Source organism: Litoribacter populi, assembly GCF_007483685.1.
Taxonomy (GTDB): Bacteria; Bacteroidota; Bacteroidia; order Cytophagales; family Cyclobacteriaceae; genus Litoribacter; species Litoribacter populi.
In genome coordinates this window covers 2,148,784-2,166,812 of sequence record NZ_VMKN01000001.1, presented here as the reverse complement: position 1 = coordinate 2,166,812, position 18,029 = coordinate 2,148,784, and the positions used below count along the sequence as shown (strand labels likewise).

The 18,029-nt window shown below is 43.1% G+C and carries 12 protein-coding genes and 4 tRNA genes; 10 read left to right on the top strand and 6 right to left on the bottom strand.

Annotated elements, in window-relative coordinates; all coding sequences use genetic code 11:
* Positions 1-243 precede the first annotated feature (243 nt).
* Positions 244-317, top strand: a tRNA-Arg gene (locus tag FPL27_RS09435).
* A gap of 38 nt (positions 318-355) precedes the next feature.
* On the opposite strand, the gene FPL27_RS09430 is transcribed toward FPL27_RS09435, so the two are convergent.
* Positions 356-1,087, bottom strand: coding sequence for a hypothetical protein (locus FPL27_RS09430; RefSeq protein WP_143960859.1), 732 nt, complete (start codon positions 1,085-1,087; stop codon positions 356-358).
* A gap of 271 nt (positions 1,088-1,358) precedes the next feature.
* Here FPL27_RS09430 and FPL27_RS09425 point away from each other — a divergent pair.
* From FPL27_RS09425 to FPL27_RS09410, 4 genes are all read left to right on the top strand, one after another.
* Positions 1,359-1,450 (top strand) — tRNA-Ser (locus tag FPL27_RS09425).
* Positions 1,451-1,458: 8 nt separating this feature from the next.
* Positions 1,459-1,533: transfer RNA gene (locus FPL27_RS09420), tRNA-Pro, on the top strand.
* 136 nt (positions 1,534-1,669) lie between these two features.
* Positions 1,670-1,748, top strand: a tRNA-OTHER gene (locus FPL27_RS09415).
* A gap of 690 nt (positions 1,749-2,438) precedes the next feature.
* Positions 2,439-3,125 carry a hypothetical protein gene (locus tag FPL27_RS09410; protein ID WP_143960858.1) on the top strand — a complete coding sequence of 229 codons (687 nt, stop codon included), beginning with the start codon at positions 2,439-2,441 and terminating at the stop codon, positions 3,123-3,125.
* 211 nt (positions 3,126-3,336) lie between these two features.
* On the opposite strand, the gene FPL27_RS09405 is transcribed toward FPL27_RS09410, so the two are convergent.
* Positions 3,337-3,930: a hypothetical protein gene (locus FPL27_RS09405; RefSeq protein WP_143960857.1), complete on the bottom strand. Its 594-nt coding sequence runs from the start codon at positions 3,928-3,930 to the stop codon at positions 3,337-3,339.
* Between the two features lie 58 nt (positions 3,931-3,988).
* Complete coding sequence (locus tag FPL27_RS09400; RefSeq protein ID WP_143960856.1) at positions 3,989-4,501, bottom strand: hypothetical protein; 513 nt, start codon at positions 4,499-4,501, stop codon at positions 3,989-3,991.
* A gap of 214 nt (positions 4,502-4,715) precedes the next feature.
* Between FPL27_RS09400 and FPL27_RS09395 the strand changes: the two genes are divergently transcribed.
* The 5 genes from FPL27_RS09395 to FPL27_RS09375 all read left to right on the top strand — a co-directional run bounded on the left by FPL27_RS09395 (position 4,716) and on the right by FPL27_RS09375 (position 13,669).
* On the top strand, positions 4,716-6,731 hold the full coding sequence (locus FPL27_RS09395; protein WP_143960855.1) for a tetratricopeptide repeat-containing sensor histidine kinase: 2,016 nt from the start codon (positions 4,716-4,718) through the stop codon (positions 6,729-6,731).
* Entirely contained in the window at positions 6,709-7,470 is a 762-nt protein-coding gene (locus FPL27_RS09390; RefSeq protein WP_143960854.1) for a LytR/AlgR family response regulator transcription factor, read from the top strand. The genes FPL27_RS09395 and FPL27_RS09390 overlap by 23 nt, the downstream gene beginning before the upstream one ends.
* 42 nt (positions 7,471-7,512) lie before the next feature.
* Entirely contained in the window at positions 7,513-9,237 is a 1,725-nt protein-coding gene (aceK, locus tag FPL27_RS09385; RefSeq protein WP_143960853.1) for a bifunctional isocitrate dehydrogenase kinase/phosphatase, read from the top strand.
* Between the two features lie 98 nt (positions 9,238-9,335).
* Positions 9,336-9,926: a peptidoglycan recognition protein family protein gene (locus tag FPL27_RS09380; protein ID WP_143960852.1), complete on the top strand. Its 591-nt coding sequence runs from the start codon at positions 9,336-9,338 to the stop codon at positions 9,924-9,926.
* Positions 9,923-13,669 (top strand): phosphodiester glycosidase family protein, encoded by a 3,747-nt coding sequence (locus FPL27_RS09375; RefSeq protein ID WP_143960851.1) that lies wholly within the window; start codon positions 9,923-9,925, stop codon positions 13,667-13,669. The genes FPL27_RS09380 and FPL27_RS09375 overlap by 4 nt, the downstream gene beginning before the upstream one ends.
* Positions 13,670-13,673: 4 nt before the next feature.
* On the opposite strand, the gene FPL27_RS09370 is transcribed toward FPL27_RS09375, so the two are convergent.
* From FPL27_RS09370 to FPL27_RS09360, 3 genes are all read right to left on the bottom strand, one after another.
* A complete protein-coding gene (locus tag FPL27_RS09370; protein WP_143960850.1) occupies positions 13,674-14,033 on the bottom strand; it encodes an iron chaperone in 360 nt (119 codons plus the stop codon).
* Between the two features lie 85 nt (positions 14,034-14,118).
* Entirely contained in the window at positions 14,119-14,946 is an 828-nt protein-coding gene (locus FPL27_RS09365; protein ID WP_143960849.1) for a DUF1206 domain-containing protein, read from the bottom strand.
* Between the two features lie 35 nt (positions 14,947-14,981).
* On the bottom strand, positions 14,982-17,969 hold the full coding sequence (locus tag FPL27_RS09360; RefSeq protein WP_235893406.1) for a glycoside hydrolase family 3 N-terminal domain-containing protein: 2,988 nt from the start codon (positions 17,967-17,969) through the stop codon (positions 14,982-14,984).
* Between the last annotated feature and the right edge of the window lie 60 nt (positions 17,970-18,029).

The following is an 18,029-nucleotide window of genomic DNA, read 5'->3' as shown; positions in this document are numbered from 1 at the left end:
CATTCTATATGTAATCCATTGATGGGAGAAAAGTTTGGTTGATAAAAAACCAATAAATAAATCCACTCAAAATGAGCCCCTTAAAATATTTTTCACCAAAAACCACCATCGTAACTTGCCAAAAAACCATAATTGCACCATATTTGCATCCGAAAAGATGATGGTCTTCTAGCTCAACTGGATAGAGCATCCCGTCCTTTCAGGTCGGGAAGGTTTCAGATTCGAATCAAATTTTAAATAAATGGTCTTGTAGCTCAACTGGATAGAGCAACTGCCTTCTAAGCAGTAGGTTTCAGGTTCGAGTCCTGACAGGATCACACTAGCCTTCCATCTGGAAGGCTTTTCTTTTTTCTCATTACAAAGTATAAATCAACCCCACTACGCCGAAATTCACAATTGTGAAATTGTAAACCGTATCATTGGAGGCCCCACCTTCCAAGACTCTATAACCCGCTTTCAGATCAAGATTTGGCGCGATTTTGCCCTTGCCCCCAACGAGGAAGTCAAAGGCCCTTCCTTGGGGTGCAGCGAGCCCATCCCCTTCTAGATAAAGACTCCACTTGGGAAGCTTGTATTCGGTGTATAAATGAATCAGGGGAACAAAGCCGACGTCATCGTTGAAATCATAGGAACTCTCGTCACGGAGTCTCACTACAGCATCCCGGATTTTCCCGGTAAACCCTACCCCTACTATCCAACGATCGTTTCGTACCAGATCTCTTCTGTAGGTGAGCCTATAACTGTTGAACTGGTAATAGCCATCAATATTATTGCCTTGTGGAAAAGTGCTGTTTTCAAAGTCAATGGTTCGAGGGGCGGCTCCATCATACCGCAATCCCAAAGGTGCGTATAAGGCAAAAATGTGATTCCTTTCCCCGAAGGTAAAACCGAGGCGAAGTCTTATAGGGATCACTGGTCCCTGCAGGTTGAAATCCTGATTAAAATCAAACAAGGTTCCACCCTCATCAGGAATCCGTATTTCATTATATCCTTGGATGGCTATTCCGGGCTCTACATCAATCGACCATTGAGCAAACAATGGAGTGGTTAGAAAGGTGAGAAAAAATAAAGTGAGGAAATTTTTCATAATCTTTTTTAATATAAAGCCCTTCCTTTTAGATTTGTTTTGATTAAACCTTCATCCGTCACCGGTCATCGGTCATCCGTGATCTACCAACCGTCATCGGTCATCCACCATCCGCCCCCTTTTATTTTTATTATTGTATCTCAGGAGGTTAAAAATTTATTGTCGAAAAAGGCAAAAAACTTCCCATTTAATGGCCCTAGAAGTTTGTTTCTTTCCGAAATTATGGTTTATATTTGCAACGCTTTAAGGGAAAAACGTTTCCCAAAAACAGAGAGAGTTGGGTGAGTGGCTTAAACCAGCAGTTTGCTAAACTGTCGTACGGGTTAAACCGTACCGGGGGTTCGAATCCCCCACTCTCTGCCATCAAAGTTCGGGGTGTAGCGTAGCCCGGTCATCGCGCCTCGTTTGGGACGAGGAGGTCGCAGGTTCGAATCCTGCCACCCCGACATAGAAGCCTGTCCTTTGGACGGGCTTTTTTTGTTTGTACATACCATCAACCACTACTGGTGACTTAAACCATCCGCCGCGGAGGATCAAACCGTTTCCCCGCGGCGAATCGAATCCCCCACTCTCTGCACCGTTCGGGGTGTAGCGTAGCCCGGTCATCGCGTCCCGAGCCAAAGGATCGGGAAGGTCGCAGGTTCGAATCCTGCCACCCCGACACTGAAGCCTGTCCATCTGGACGGGCTTTTTTTTGTTTTAAGCTAGGGAAGTTTCTCGAAAAGGACGCAAAGAGTGGCGCGAAGAGCGGAACGTAATATTTTTTCATAATTCCCAACCCTCTGCGTAATCTACCTAATCGCAAGCTGCTCTGTGACATTAGTTGAAGGGATTAATGTCCTGAAGGGAATAGCTGCTCTATATTCCCTTTAGGACTCATGAATGGATTAAAAGCGGTAATATGAAACGTTATCCCTTAACCCTCGGCTGTTGGCAGCAATACAAAATCTCACCCATCAACCCTGATGCGGTTTAGCGTAGCCCGGTCATCTAAGGAGTGATACTTGCACCCCAGTCACTGCTATGCCTATTAAATCTCATTTCATATTCCTAGTATCCCCATCTTACATCGAAGCATGGTACGGAGGAGCTACGGACTAGGTATGGACAAACTGTAAATTTGAGATAACCGGCTATGGGGGTAGACCTAGCTCATCCCTAATTCAATATCCCTATAAGGTCCCTATAATGTCCCTATAAATTCCCTGTAAGGTCCCTATGATAGATGAATTGACTTTCTAAAGAATCACCAAATTTAAGTACAATAAAATATTTTTAGGATTTTAAAACTATATTTATCCTATATACGTATCTGAATACCTGCACCTTACACCATAAACAAAATCCATAAATGGCAAAAATCAAATCCAAATTTGGCCCTCTTTCCGGCACTATCGGAAACCAAACTTTTGTAAACAGTGAGACCTATGGGGAGCATTTACGCGCTCCTAGGGGAACACATAAAGAGGCGGTACTAAACGATGTATTGCAAGCCAGAACTAAGGCTCCTGCTGTCAAAAACAAGATGGCTGGCTTGTTGAACACCGTAGTCAAAAATAATTCCGGCATCCTTTTCAGCACCAAGAATTACCAACCCATGCTGGCTAAGTTGGACAAGTATTACAATTTGCATGGGGAGTATGCTTGGGAAGCTTTGGTGGGAATGGAGTTGGTTCAGAAAAAACCATTTGACCGATTTGGGCTGTCCTTTGGCAAGGAGTGGGTGAATAGGCAAGGTAACGTACTTAAGTTTAATTGGTCCGCCATTCAATATTTGTCTATGAAAGCCACTGGGTTGATAGGCTTTGACCTTCACCTGTATTTTTTGGGTTACATCCCGGAAATTGAAAACTTTGAAATCTCCACCCTCAAATTGACCGCAGATGGCGAGCAACTGGAACCGGTCACTACTCAGCAACTGAAGTTCTCAAAGGACGTGAAGGATATCATAATAGTGGCCAAATTCCTGGGCTATTCGGATAGATTTCACCTTGAGATGGTGGGGAATTCTGGCATGAAGGTACTTCAGGTGGTTTAGGTAAAGATTTCTCGCAAAGGCCGCAGAGAGAGGCGCGAAGGGTGATACGTATTGTTTGTCCAAAATCCGCTAGCCTCTGTGAAACCTTAAGAATCTGTATTTTTTTAACATCGACATCTGACCTCCGACATCCAACATCCAACATCCAAAAAAATACCTCAGGGACATCACGTCCCCGAGGTAAGGTTAGGAGTTTAAAAAAATATGGTCGTTAATCCTCATCCATATCAATGACCCCCAAATCATCCACAAAACCCATAAAAGTGCCTTGAACAGAAACCCGCGTGGCATTATCCATCAGATTGGCAAATGTTAAAGCAAGATTTCCTTCTACATATTCTCTTCCGCCTATTGTCCTTCTCTGGTCAATCCTAAAGGTGCCTCCGGTTTCCTCCCCATAAGTCATATACATCGCGGCATTCCCGGTCATGGTCAGCGAGGCATAAAAACCTTCCGTAGGGTCGTCATCTTCCGTCCAAGCAGGAATTGTATAACTCCCTGGGGCGAAATTAAAAGGCTGGGACATTAGGCGGCTTATACTTAAGGTATATGTATCGGGATCTTCATCGGCCATCACGATCGTCATGAAATGCCCCCCGTCGCTGGTGATAGCCTTACCAATAAATGTTCCCCCAACTTTTCTTCCCGTCTCGGCCCCCGAAAAGGTCAAATCGGAAACCGTCAGTATTTCTTCATCATCATCCCGCAGTATGGGATCTTCGTCACCATTACCGCTGCAGCCCACGATCAAGGCTACCGCCAGCAGCCCTATCATGTAGGATTTCAATTTGTTTAGTCCTTTCATTTTTCATCATAAAAAGTGTTTTGTAGTACTTCATCTTACCTCTTGCTTTGGGCTTCGGTCAAAACTCGACTGGAAGCCTGTAAGCCACCCTTAAGCCAAGCGTATTAAAGCCTGTCCCATAACTCTGGTATCGGACAGAAAAATCGAAATCCTCATACAAGTACCCTCCCCCGATTGCGACTGATCCGTTAAGCGTACTGCCGGAAGCCCCAAAACCTTCCACACGAAAAGCACTGTTTACAATGGCTAACCCAAGTTGAGCCTCCCCATAAATACTTTCGAAATGATGCCGGTAGCCTCCCATGATGGGAATCATACTCACTCCTCCATTGACAGTGCTTGCACCTTGGTAGCCATGTCTGATATACCCGAGGGTTCCGCTCACCTGTCCGGCTTCACCTACCCCGTATAATCCTTTGGCTGTAACCCCAAGCCCTACCGACAACCAATTGCTTTGTACACCAACCGGCAGCCCAACTTCAAGGCCCGCATTTAATGAATTGTTATCTTTTTGAGCATAAAGAGAAAGCGTAAGGATAAAAAAGAATAAGGTTATTAGAGACTTTTTCATAATTAAATAAATTAAGTTGTGAAAAATGATTAGCTAAAGTTGGTCAACTTAAGCCATTAGCCCAATAGCAGATGAGTATTCTGTTAACTTGGTCTCTTATATACTATATTTCATTGAGTATATATATTCCCCCATCTTCTTAAAACCGCTTGAGGTTGATTTGCAATTAGTTAATGAGTAACTTTATAATTACCATGAACCAATTATTTTTGAAATGAGATATTTTTTACTTTTTGCTTTTTGCTTTGTATTGCAAGGCAGTTTTGCCCAAGAGGATAGTCTGCGTCATGAATTACAACTGGCCGCTACATCCGAGGATAGCGTTAATCTTTTAATCGACCTTTCGAGAGTCATCCACAAACAAGAACATGACGAAGCCGAGGAATTGGCCTTGGCCAGAAAAGCCTTAACTATTGTAAGTAAAGAGGACACCCTGCTCTATACGAGGGCTTTGGATAATATAGGATTGTTGCACCGGTACCATCAAAATTACTCCCAGTCATTTCAGCTTCATGCACAAGCTTTCATGATGGCAAGGAAAGCCTCCCTACCGTCACTTAACCAGATGATTTTTGCCAATAATGCAGGAGTTGCCGCCAGGTATGACCAGGCTTATGACAAAGCAATTTCCCATTATTTAGAGGCTCTGAAGTTGGCTGAAGGGGAAAATGACCTGAAAAACATCGCTATCAGTTGCAATGGACTCGGTAATACTTATAGCCACATCAACGGAAAGGAGGAGTTGGCACTATCCTATTTCGAAAGATCCCTAGAAGCAGAATTGGTAAGGAACAACAGTTTGGGGGTGGCAATGAATTACCTTTCCATTAGTGACCATTACACCAACCTGAAAGACTATCTAAAATCTAGGGAATACCTTCAAAAGCTATTAAAACTTAACCAGGAGAGAAAGGACACTTTTGGCTTGGCTATCACTTACGAATATTTGGGGCATAACTATTTTTCCGAAGGAAGAAATCTTAAAAAAGCGAAGGGCTATTTCCAGGAGTCCATTGAGCTTTTCGCAAAACTGGGAAACCAGCACAAGCTTGCCGGACTATTGAACAGTCAAGCCATTCTTCTGGAAAAAATGGGAAACCAAGAGGAAGCGAGCACCCTTTTTCATAGATCATTGGCCATCTCACAAGCCATGTCATTGAAATCTTTAGCAAAAAGCAATGCTCTTGGCCTATCTAACATAAGCGAAACCAACAGTGATTTTGAACTTGCCTTGAAATACCTCAAACTGGCCGAGACTTATAAAGACAGTATCAATCTGCATGAACAAGAGACCCAGATAGCAGCCCTTACACGGCAATATGATATAGAGAAAAAGGAAACCCAAATCGAGTTACTGGAAAAAGATAAGGACTTGCAACAGGCCGAACTCAGTGCCCAGGGTGAAAAACTTAAAAAGCATCAAGCTTTTATTATTACCCTATCCATTTTCCTTTTGGCGATAGTAGTTGTAGGAGTACTTATTTTGAGGAACATAAAAAATCGAAAACAAGCAGAGAGAAGGATTCAGGAGCAGGAAAAAATGAGGTTTAAGGCTGAGTATGAAAGAAATCTTCTTCAGGCCGAAATTTTGGTCACGCGTCTCCAGATGAACCCTCACTTTTTGTTTAATTGCCTAAATGCCATCAAGTATTTGATCCAGATTGAGGATTACAAATCCGCTAAAGAGTATCTGGTGGTTTTCAGCAGATTTGTCAGAAAGGTGCTGGAAACTAGTAAAAACCCCTTAATCAGTCTTAATGAAGAACTGGAGCTGATTTCTCAATATTTACAATTAGAGAAAAACAGGTTTGATGACCATTTCAGTTATTATCTGAACCATGATGGATTAAACAAATCGGAACTGGAGGACATTTCCATTCCACCCTTGCTCTTGCAGCCTTTTGTAGAAAATGCAATATGGCATGGCTTGTTGAAAAGTGACAAACCCGAAAAGAGAGTCACGATTGATATCAACTCCACTCCGAAAGGCTATGAAGTTTGCATCATAGATAATGGTGTAGGGAGAAGAAAATCCTCAGAAAATGGCCAACATAACAGCCTAGGCACCAAAATAACCCAGGACCGGGTAAAACTCTTCAACCAAACCAGTAAATGGGAAATTGGATTTGATATTTATGACTTGGAAGAAGGCACCAAAGTCTGCGTCACCTTAAATTCTAAAAGTCTCAAAAAACCACAAGATTCACATGAATATAGCGCTATTGGATGATGAAAAGCATTGTTTGGAAAGTTTAGCTTTAGACTTAAAGCAAGTGGTTCCTGATGCGGAAATTGTTTTTAAAAGTACCAAACCTGAAAAAGCTTTGGAAAGGCTTCCTGAACTAGAAGTTGATCTACTATTCTTGGACGTACAAATGCCAAAGCTAAACGGTTTTGAGTTACTCGAACAGCTCGCTCCCCATGTGCCAGATGTAGTTTTCACTACAGCTTACAGCCGCTATGCCATTCAGGCATTTAAGTACCATGCTTTCAATTACCTCCTTAAGCCTATTGATGAAAATGAATTGGCCACCGTCATCACTCATTGGCGGCAAAAAAGGGAAAAGGATCAGCAGAACCAACTTCAGAGTCTAGAGGGATTGCTCGAAAAGATGAAAAGGGATGGTTTGTTTCAAAGCAAAATCGCTATCCCTGTCTCTGACGGATATGAATTTATAGAAGTAAAAGAAATTCTATTTTGCCGAAGTGAAAACAACTACACCACATTTTTCCTAGAAAATGGTGATCAAATCCTGATTAGTAAAACTTTAAAAGAAGTGGAGTGCATTCTGAATAAGCATCACTTTATTCGCATCCACCAAAGCTACCTAGTCAACCCACACCATATGGCTAAATTTCAACGAAGTGATGGAGGTTATGTGATTATGAAAAATGGAGAAAAAATCAAAGTTAGCCCACAAAAGAAGGACCTGGTCACGGGCTTATTTGAGACAGTGAGGAAAAGTTGACCTTCACGAGGATATTTAGGCTATTTTTCGGAGTTTAGTAAAATGAAGGAAGACTTACCAGACTCTATCGCCTCTGAGATACTTAAAGCCTACAACAACTACATCGATACTTTTAACGCGCTAACTACTCTTGCTTCTGAACTTTTCAGACGCAAAGACTGGAAGCGTATGCAGGAAAACCACATTCGAAGGTTAAGACTTTACAAAGATGAAGTTCGAGATTCCAAACTCCGGATATTAGACCAACTAGATGGCTCAAAGGACAAGTTGTTTTGGGAAAAAGTCAAGGAAGAATATAGGCATCAAATAACAGAGCTGAAGGACAGGGAGCTGGCGGAGACCTATTTCAATAGCGTGATTCGCAAAACTGTCCCCGGTGTGTCAGCAGAAGAGGACATTATGTTTGTTCGGGAAGGTTTTGATGCATGCGACATTTACCCGAGTGAGCATCTTTTTCACAACTACCCCGCGGAGTGGGGATTACAGCGGATAATCCGCAAAATCGTAGATGATTTTGACATGGGCGTTCCCCATCTTTCAAAGGAGAAGGACATTCAGTTTTTGGTCAAAACGGTGAGGGACGTGATTCTTAGCCGCTACAAGGCCGATGACAAAACCACCACCCAAATACTAAAAAGCGTTTTTTATAGAAACAAAGCTGCATACCTGGTCGGCCGAACTTATGTGGGAAAAAAATGGATGCCCTTCATCATCCCCCTACTCCACGGACCCAACGGACTGTATGTGGACACCTTTATTTTTGACCCAAATATCATGTCCAACCTATTCAGTTTTACCAGAAGTTACTTTATGGTGGAAACTGAAATTCCTTCACAACTGGTGGCCTTCCTGAAATCCATTCTTCCCCAGAAGAAGGTGCATGAGCTTTACAACGCCATCGGTTTTAACAAACACGGTAAGACAGAGTTTTATAGGGATTTTTTGGCTCATTTGGGGCAGAGCCATGACCAATTTATTATTGCAAAAGGCATCAAAGGGATGGTAATGACGGTTTTTACTCTACCCTCCTATGACATCGTATTTAAGCTTATCAAAGACCATTTTGAACCGCCCAAGAACATGACTAGGCAGGAAGTCAGGGCAAAATATAAGCTGGTTTCCCTACATGACCGGGTGGGCAGGATGGCGGATACCCATGAGTTTGAAGATTTCAAATTGCCATTGGACAGAATCCACCCTGAACTCCTTACTGAGCTAAAAAATACGGTCAATTCACTTTTGGAAATTAGGCATGACACTTTGATTATCAAACACCTTTATACAGAAAGAAGGATGACTCCGCTAAACATCTACTTGGACACCTGTAACCAAGAGGACGCTAAAGCAGCTGTTGAGGATTACGGCAGGTCCATTCTCCAACTCGCCCAAGCTAATATTTTCCCGGGCGATATGATGATTAAGAATTTTGGGGTGACTCGCCAAAAACGTGTGGTTTTCTATGATTATGATGAAATTGAGCTTTTAACAGATATGAACTTCAGGTGGAAGCCAAAAGCGGAAACCTATGAGCAAATCTATGCCTCAGAGCCTTGGTATGATATTGCCAGAAACGATGTGTTTCCGGAGGATTTCAAGCGGTTTATGATTGGAAGGGCGGATGTTAAAGAGCACTTTCATGAATTTCATGCAAAACTATTCAATCCTGACCATTGGAATTCGATTAAGGAAAGTATCCTCAACGAGGAATTACTCCATGCATTTCCTTATCCAAAAAGTATAAGATTTAGGCCGGAAGAATTAGATTAAAGGTCTCCCCCCATCCCTGAAAACAGGGATTTATAAAAATCACCATGGCGGGATCGGTATTAAGTCCTATTTTAGTTACCAAGACCCATCTCTAGCCTATGTTAAATACCATCTTTGCCATATCATTTACCCTTCTGACCTTTTCCGCATTTGGTCAGGCTGATGTTAACACTTCCATTCAAATTATGCAAAGGGAGGAGTGGAAGGCCCTTCCCCCGAAGTTTGACATCCCTTCGCACACTCCAAAGTTTATCACCATACACCATACCGGGGTAAAGAAGAACCCAGATGTTACCCTTGAACAAAAACTCCGTAACCTTCAGGCCTTTTCTATTTCCAATGACCCTTTGGCGGATGGCACACCGCGAAAAGGTTGGGCGGATGTTCCTTACCATTTCTACATCGACATGGAGGGAAAAATCGCAGAAGGCAGAAAGGTGACTTTTCAGGGGGATTCCAATACCAAATATGACCTTGATGGGCATGTATCCATCGTTTTGGAGGGTAACTTTGAAATGGAGGAGGTTTCTCCGGAGCAGCTAGCAAGTCTCCAAGACCTGATTTTTCACCTTTCAGAGCAATACGCATTGTCCCCCACCACCCTATCAGGACATTTGGACCAAGCCATGACCTCCTGTCCTGGAAAAAATCTATATAATTTGATTCCCCAATTAAAATCCGAGCTATGAAGATTAGAATATGCTTATTTTCATTTCTTCTGTTTGTACTTACCAGTGTATCTGCTCAGGAATTCACCCTGGAATGGACAGAAAGATCGGACCTCAATATTTTATTACCCCATTCGGTGCAAGTCTTTGAAGCCCATGGCAAGCTTGCGGATGGTTCGCCACTAAAAGCTACCTATACCATTATTGACTTGGAGGACCAAAGCCTGCAATTTAAAGCTGTGGGCAGCAACACCAAGCGTGAGACAACTTTGGAGACTGCTCAGCAGAATCAAGCGCTGATCGCCATAAATGGCGGCTACTTTTCCTCAAATGAATCGGTTAGCTTGCTGATTTCCGATGGACAACTGATTGCCAGCGGACCTGCAAAAGGCACAGCTCGTGGAGCATTCGGGATGGTAAATGGTCAACCGGAAATAGTGTGGCCCCATATACACCCAAACAAACAGGAAGTTTATGCTTTCGAGAATCCCAAAATTAGTGAGGCAGATTTTTCCAACGCACAACGTTGGTCTGCCAACCAAGCAATTGGAGGAGGACCTGTCTTGATGAAAGAAGGTAAAGTCAAAAACTTTGGAAAAGAAGAGGGTTTTGGCGGTAGCCATTTGGCAAGACATCCCCGCACAGCGGTGGGTTATACAAAGAACAATGAACTCATTTTGATGCTGGTGGATGGCAGACAGGAATCGAGTGCCGGCGTAACGCTGGATGAACTGGCAGCATTGATGGCCAGCGTGGGTTGCCATGAAGCCTTAAACTGGGACGGAGGTGGTTCCTCGGCTATGATTGTGGCAGACGAGGTGGCTAACATCCCCTCAGATATCCCCGGTGGCAACAGAAACAGCCTCCGCAAAAATGCATCAGCTTTTGTCATCAATGAAAAGGGAGATAGAAAGCAGCCAAAAAGCCATGTTTATGACACCGAGAATGCGAATTATTCTGAAAAAGGCATTTGGAAAGACAGCAACCATTCCAATTACTACGGTAAGTCTCCCAGCCGTATCGCCAATGCTGAAAGTGAGTTTAATTCGGCAGAATACTCTCTTTCAGAAATTGAAAATAAGAAATACCAACTGGCAAGTTGGTGGACTGTCAATACCAAAACCAATTCGGAAAAGACCTTGATTGTAGTTAATCACACTGAAGGTCTTGACAGTATGTATGTTAATCAAAGTGATCTTAAAACCAGCGGGAAATGGAATGTCTTGGGTGAGTATGAGTTTGACCAAGATGCCAAAGTCCAATTTTTCCCGCAGGGTGAGGGCAAAATTATCATTGATGCCATAAGACTAGTTGAAGTCAATGATCTTTCAAAAATCCCGAGAAAAGGAGATCTGAGGCTTGCGGTGATCAGTGACCTAAACTCCGGTTTGGGAGCCGCTGACTATGAATGGCAGGTGGATAGTATTATTCAGCGAATTCCAAGACTTTGGCGGCCAGATATGGTGGTATGTGGTGGGGACATGGTTGCAGGCATGGGAGTCAATGATACTGCGGTGATCAGCAAGATGTGGAAAGGCTTTGATAAGCACATTGCGGAACCTTTAAGAGCAGCTAAAATACCATTTGCCTTTACGCTTGGGAATCATGATGGCCCTAGGTCCTACCCCATTGAGCATAAAGCCGCCAGGGAATTTTGGCAAAATCCAGAAATGGAGACCGGACTCGAATTTGTGGACCAAACCCATTTCCCTAATTATTATTCATTCAAAAAAGATAAGGCATTTTTTATCTCGTGGGAAGCAAGTTCGCCTGTGATCACTTCTGAAAATTTGGTATGGCTTGAGGAGCAGCTTTCCAGCGAGATAGCCCAAAATGCGCAGTACAGGTTTGTGATGGGACATATGCCTTTGTATGCAGTGGCACAAGAGCGGGATTCAAAAGGAAATGTGCTAGAAGAGCCGGAGAAATTGAGAGGTATCCTTCAAAAATATGATGTCCACACTTATATCAGCGGGCATCAGCATGCTTATTATCCGGGAAAGCGGGGGGAATTGGAGCTTTTGAACGCAGGCGCGGCCGGGTCGGGGCCTCGAGGCTGGCTGGACATGGATTATGCACCGCAGCATACGATTACGATAATGGATATTTTTTATGAGCAGGACAGCATTGTCTACACCACTTATGACATCAAAGAAAAAGATGCGGATAAGATGCCGGTTTTCGATGAAAAGAAATTGCCTCCAGCTGTTTTTGGAGTGAATGGCCACCTTATCCGTAGAGATTTGGCTTTGAATAAAGAGTTTGAAGCGGGGCATGAAACCCCGATCAAGTTATCGGTCAGCAATGATGCCTTTGTCTTCAGGGGCAATTCTAAAGCGAGAACTGAACTTGTCCTGGAATTTTATAAGGGAAGAAATACCGAAGAAGGGAAGCTTGTGGAAAAGATTAGCCTCAAAACGGACCGAAACGGGGATTTTGAACAAACTTTTCAATATGATCGGGATTGGCATGAGTGGCTTTCCTCGGGAGCATTATTTGTCCTAATTGATGGAAATGATAAAAGCCATTTCTTCCATCAATCAAAACCAGGTCCTACGCCAACTTCTTTCACCAGCCACCAGGAAAAAAATGTGTACGGTGTAAGAAATATTGAGGCTTTGTACCCCATTGAATGGGAAAGAACTGGAGATGGATTGGGGCATTGGGTGAGTTATACTTACCAAATTTCAGCTGATAAGAACTTTAATGAATTGCTATTTGAGAAGGACACCAAAAGGGTGAACTCTATCAAAATGCTGGAAAGTGATTGGTATGGCTTGTTGGGGGATGCAGAAGAAGGTGAGCAGGTAACCCTTTATCACCGAGTTTTAGCCTCTGACGGTAAAAACATTAGCCCCACAGCTCCAAGTGCCATCCATCTTATGAAAAGTAACGAGCCATTGGATGATTTCATCGAGGTGCCTGCTCCAAACTTTGAGTACATGGGTAAAATTGAAGAGGCAAGTGGCGCCGGATATGGAGCCATCTGGGATAATGATAGCAAATTATGGTTGGCTGATTATGGGGGAAAAATAACCGTTTTGGATTCCAATGGGGAAGAAACGGCCTTTTCACCTCTCCAATCAGTAAGTTTTGCTGAAAAAGAAATTTCATTAAATCCAGTAAATGGAATTGGTTTGGACAACGATGGAAACATACTGATAGGCAAAAACAGGCATTTGATCAAGGTGAACTGCAAAACAGGGGAAGGAATAGCCCACTGGGAAGTCCCAGAGGGGAACCGAGCCATAACTTCGCCCCGCGCTGCCAGGAATGGAGAAATCTATGCGATGTCTCTTTTTGGAGAAGACGGGAATTTTATTTTGAAACAAAACGGGGAGACATTTGAGTTGGTTCGAACACTTGACTTGCCCGATAGAATTCTTGCCAGAACATTTGAGATGGAAAGTGATGGGAAAACACTTTACTTTCCAAATCCAGGAAGTCCCTATATACAGGTTTTCAAAAGTGAAAATAAAAAAGACTATGAAGGCAAGGCTGATATAACAAGCATATCAGCGGGGTCGAATGCCATCCATGTAACGCAAGATGGCAAGCTTTATCTGGCCGTGAGGGCAAGTGGGGTCAAGCCTTCCACTTTTCACTTTAGAGATGAAAAGCAGCAAAGAATGTGGACTATGGAATTACCTGAAGTGGATGGTGCTGAGGCAAGAGGAATTGGCGTAAGTCCGGATGAGAAAACCTTGATTTTCTGCAGTTATGATAAAGGCGGGGGATATTATATTTATAAACTTAAAGAGTAATTAGCTAAGAAACCTTTTTCCTATTTTCTTCAGCTCGAAATTTCACAATTCGGCTGATCAGGTCCAAAGGAAGCGGTTTGTCCAATGGGAATTGAACCGCTCCCCTACTTTTGCGGTAAGGCCCGAGTTCTTCCTCAAACGCCTCAATTCCAGAAGGAATGGGGTAAAAACCAATATGGTTCTTAAATGCCCCGAAGTGAACCAGGTTGCCGTTCAGCTTATAAGTGGGCATTCCATAGCTAATTACCTCCTCCGCATCGGGGGCGGTCCGGCGGACCACCGCTCTAACCAACCCCAACATTAATTGAACATTTTTAGGGAATCCAGAAATATAATCTTTTATCGTCTGTGGTTGATCTTCCATAAAATTTAAAGAAATTACCGCAAAAAGCAGGCTCGTTTTCATTTAACGAAAAACAATCCCTTTTGATCTCAATATTAACAAGAAATCACACCTTTTCTTCCTGATTATCATGATCATAGGTCACCCCCATAGCAAACATGAAAAACCCATAAAAAATCGTCCCTATAGCTACCACGGCAAAGGCAAACTTGCCTACTTCTTCTCCGATAAAATTAAAGGCCTTATCTGTGTTTACGATGACTTCGGGATTCTGATCAAATCCGGCTTCAATGTAGAAATAGCCAATGATGCCGATGATTATGCCTCTGGCAAAATACCCCGCCCAAGCCAAAATATGAATCAATGTTTCCTTCCATGAGGTGAAATGGGAGATCTCCTCCCGCTCATCATAGCCTTTGGTCACCCCATAATAGAACTGCACCAAAGCGACCAAAACCCCCAACACTCCAATCGCAATGATTAAATATTCTCCTGCCCCATATTCCAGCATCTCCCCTACCATTTCCCTTTCCTCTTCGGGCTCGCCATCCTCACGGATACCTGTGGCACCAAATACCACCATGATGCCGGAATACACAATAAAGGCATCGGCCAAAGAACTGAGGCCTATTCCTATTCTTCTGCCGATGCCTATACATCCGCTTCCATAATTGTAGGGGTCTTTGTAAGCTTCAATGATCCTCCAAAAGACAAAACAAAGTCCACCTGTGAGGATAATCCAAATAAATATCTGACCAGCAATGCTATCTTCCATTACGGCCATCATACTACTTTCATCCGCTCCCCCTTCTTTTATTTTTAAGAGAGAAAGCATCGCCATCACGCCGATAGCCGCATATAAAAGTCCAGTAGCAAATGACCCGTAAATTGGTAAATAATGGATTATTGTACGCAGGTTTTTGTTTTCGACCATGTGGAGTAGGTTACTTCTTGCTCCATATTTTAAGTCTAAAAGCTGGCCTTTTGTTCAGCGGCACTTTCCATGGCTTCATAGATCACCTGCATTACATTTGTCCTTGTATTCAACTTGTAAAGCTGGGTGTTTTCCCTTGTGGGATGTACACGGTTGGAAAGGAAAACATAAACGATTTGATTCTCCGGATCTACCCATCCGTAAGTGCCCGTAAAGCCTGTATGCCCAAAACTTGTTGCTGGAGCACTAGGTGCTGTGTTTCCTTTGGGATCACCCGGACGATTGGGACGGTCAAAACCCATGGCCCTATAATTTCCATCCTCGCAATGCACGCACCTACTATATTCACTCACCACGTTACTTTTTATGATTTCCTCACCACCATATTCACCGTCTTGAAGATAAAGTTGAAGTAGTTTAGCTAAGTCATTGGCAGTTCCAAAAAGGCCCGCATGCCCGCTCACCCCACCAAACATAGCAGCACCTTCATCATGGATAGTACCTTTGAGCAATTGCTTTCTGAAAAGGCTATCATATTCGGTCGCTACAATCCGGTCAAGAGGGTAAGTTTTGTATGGATTGAATGTAAGGTTAGTGGCTCCTATTGGAGAGAAAATATTTTCGTCAAGGTAAGCAGTAAATTCCTCTCCGGTGATACTTTCCACCACCCTTGGAGCCAAAATGAAAGAAAGGTCGCTGTACACATACTTTCCTCTTTCCAAAATTGGTGAATGCATGATTTCCTTGTAAATCTTCCTTGCATAATTTCTATGGATATAAAGCTGGTCGGCAGATTTGATCGGGAAACGTCGTGACGAGTCAGACTTGAAGGTAAACCACTTGAATTTGCCGCTTTTCCTTACAGTGTTTTTCCAAAAAGGGATCCAAGCTTGCAGCCCGGCTTGGTGGGTGAGGATATCAGAATAAATTAAGTTCTCTTTGTTAGTGCCCTGTGCCATGGGAAGGTAAGTACCTAAGGTCTGATTTTCATCAAACTTACCTTCTCCTTTCAACTTCATCAAAGCCGCTAAGGTAGTTGAAATTTTGGTCAGGGAGGCCAAATCATACAGGTCGTCCAAGTGAACCTCCTGTTCATCGTCATAAGTATGATGGCCGAAAGCCTTATGATATATGACTTTTCCTTCTTTAGCTACCAAAACTTGGGCACCTGGTGTGGCCTTTTGCTCTATAGCTTCATGAATCAATTCCTCAATTTTATTAAAATCATTCGAAACCAATCCAAATTCCTCCGGTGAAGAATAACCTATACGGAATCCTCCTTGGGTAGTCAGTCCATCTCCAATTTTAAACTGAGAAGAGACGTTTACCGGAAGCTTCCCTTTAGCTCCAATTCCACCGAAAATCAACTGGGAAGCCACCTCTTGTGCCATATCGGTTTCCTGATAAGCCGCGATAACTCCATGGGCTTTTGCTAGGCCTTCAAATTTCTCCAAGCTATAAACATTTCCGAAAATAGTTATCACTGTAGGTTGTTGCTCTATCAGTTCTTTGAGAAACAAATTGACATTTGAGGTAACTCCGAAATTGCTCCCTCCTGCTTTAAGCTGAAGTTTATGAACTCCCACTAGAACTGTGGTATAATCTTTCAACTTTTCCTTCATGTCCGCAATCTCTTCTAGGCTGGCATTTGGGGACAGGAAAAACCTCTCAACCTTAGTATATCTTTCAAGGCCTTTTTGAAACTGGGTGGTATTGTCTGTTCCTATAGCCATGGCTGCGATTTTCTGCTCCCCGAGGTTTTTGATGGGTATTATATCATCCTTGTTTTTTAAAAGTGTCAGGGATGCTTCAGTAAGCTTTCGGTTTAAAAATTCAGCTTCCGGACTGTTCAAGTCTTCGATAAGGTTTTCGGTTTCTATTGGCCTCATTTCATCCATCCCCAGCCAATGTTTGGCTTTAAGAACCTTCATCACCCTGCGGTCAATTTCCTCCATGGTAATCTCACCGTTTTCCAAAGCCTTCTTCACCTCTTTAATGGTATTCTTGACGTCCATGGTATTCAGCAACATATCGTTACCTGCAAGCAGGGCCTTCACGTCCACCACTCCAGGTTCGTAGAATTTAGCTACCCCTTGCATGTTAAGCGCATCAGTAAAAACCAGACCTTCATAGCCCATTTCATCTTTTAATAATTCAGTAACGATGGGTGTAGACAAAGTTGAAGCAAGGTTTTCGGTGGGGTCAAGGGTGGGGATACTCATATGTGCAACCATGATGCTGCCCAAACCTTCTTTGAAAAGCTCCCTAAATGGATAAAGCTCAAGTTCAGTCAACCTCTGTTTGGAAAAATGAATTACAGGCAAGCCGTAATGGGAATCTACATTGGTATCACCATGTCCGGGAAAGTGTTTGGCGTTGGCCAAAATTCCTTCATCCTGCATGCCTTTCATGTAGGCGATTCCTTTTCGTGCTACGTTTTCCTTGTCCTCGCCAAATGAACGAAATCCAATCACAGGGTTGTTGGCGTTGTTGTTGATATCCACCACTGGTGCAAAATTGACATGGATACCCATCCTTTTGCAATGACGGGCGATTTCCCTTCCCATTTCATAAATGAGCTCTTCGTCTTCGATACCACCGAGCGACATTTGATAGGGAAATCTCATTGTGCTGTCCAGTCTCATAGCTAGCCCCCACTCCGCATCGATGGTAATCATCAAGGGAATCTTACTTTCTTGCTGAAAACGGTTGGTCATCTGCGCCTGTCGCACTGGGCCGCCTTGAAAGAAAATCAGCCCCCCAACCTTATGTTCTTTCACCAAGTTGCTGATGGAGTCAATATGCACTTGGTCTTTGTTGGAATACACCGGGATCATGATCAGCTGTGCAATTCTTTCTTCTTCGGTCATCGTGTTGAAAACAGAATCGGCCCAATCGCTCTCTTGGTTCAAAAATACCGGTTTTTGATACTCCTCCTGTTGGGCCATTAGCACTGAAGCAGTCATTAATTGAATCAAGACTAGCATCAGCATTAGAGGAAAGGCTTTATAGAAAATTCTCATGAGGTTAATTAATGGGATTTAGCTTTTTTGAAAAGGTCTTCAATTGATAAAATTAGACAA

Excerpts from the sequence above, each read along its gene's own strand:
- FPL27_RS09365 (WP_143960849.1), bottom strand. The coding sequence starts at position 14,946 with ATGGTCGAAAACAAAAACCTGCGTACAATAATCCATTATTTACCAATT.
- FPL27_RS09400 (WP_143960856.1), bottom strand. The coding sequence starts at position 4,501 with ATGAAAAAGTCTCTAATAACCTTATTCTTTTTTATCCTTACGCTTTCT.
- FPL27_RS09395 (WP_143960855.1), top strand. The coding sequence starts at position 4,716 with ATGAGATATTTTTTACTTTTTGCTTTTTGCTTTGTATTGCAAGGCAGT.
- FPL27_RS09370 (WP_143960850.1), bottom strand. The coding sequence starts at position 14,033 with ATGGAAGATCAACCACAGACGATAAAAGATTATATTTCTGGATTCCCT.
- FPL27_RS09375 (WP_143960851.1), top strand. The coding sequence starts at position 9,923 with ATGAAGATTAGAATATGCTTATTTTCATTTCTTCTGTTTGTACTTACC.
- aceK (WP_143960853.1), top strand. The coding sequence starts at position 7,513 with ATGAAGGAAGACTTACCAGACTCTATCGCCTCTGAGATACTTAAAGCC.
- FPL27_RS09390 (WP_143960854.1), top strand. The coding sequence starts at position 6,709 with ATGAATATAGCGCTATTGGATGATGAAAAGCATTGTTTGGAAAGTTTA.
- FPL27_RS09405 (WP_143960857.1), bottom strand. The coding sequence starts at position 3,930 with ATGAAAGGACTAAACAAATTGAAATCCTACATGATAGGGCTGCTGGCG.
- FPL27_RS09430 (WP_143960859.1), bottom strand. The coding sequence starts at position 1,087 with ATGAAAAATTTCCTCACTTTATTTTTTCTCACCTTTCTAACCACTCCA.
- FPL27_RS09380 (WP_143960852.1), top strand. The coding sequence starts at position 9,336 with ATGTTAAATACCATCTTTGCCATATCATTTACCCTTCTGACCTTTTCC.
- FPL27_RS09410 (WP_143960858.1), top strand. The coding sequence starts at position 2,439 with ATGGCAAAAATCAAATCCAAATTTGGCCCTCTTTCCGGCACTATCGGA.
- FPL27_RS09360 (WP_235893406.1), bottom strand. The coding sequence starts at position 17,969 with ATGAGAATTTTCTATAAAGCCTTTCCTCTAATGCTGATGCTAGTCTTG.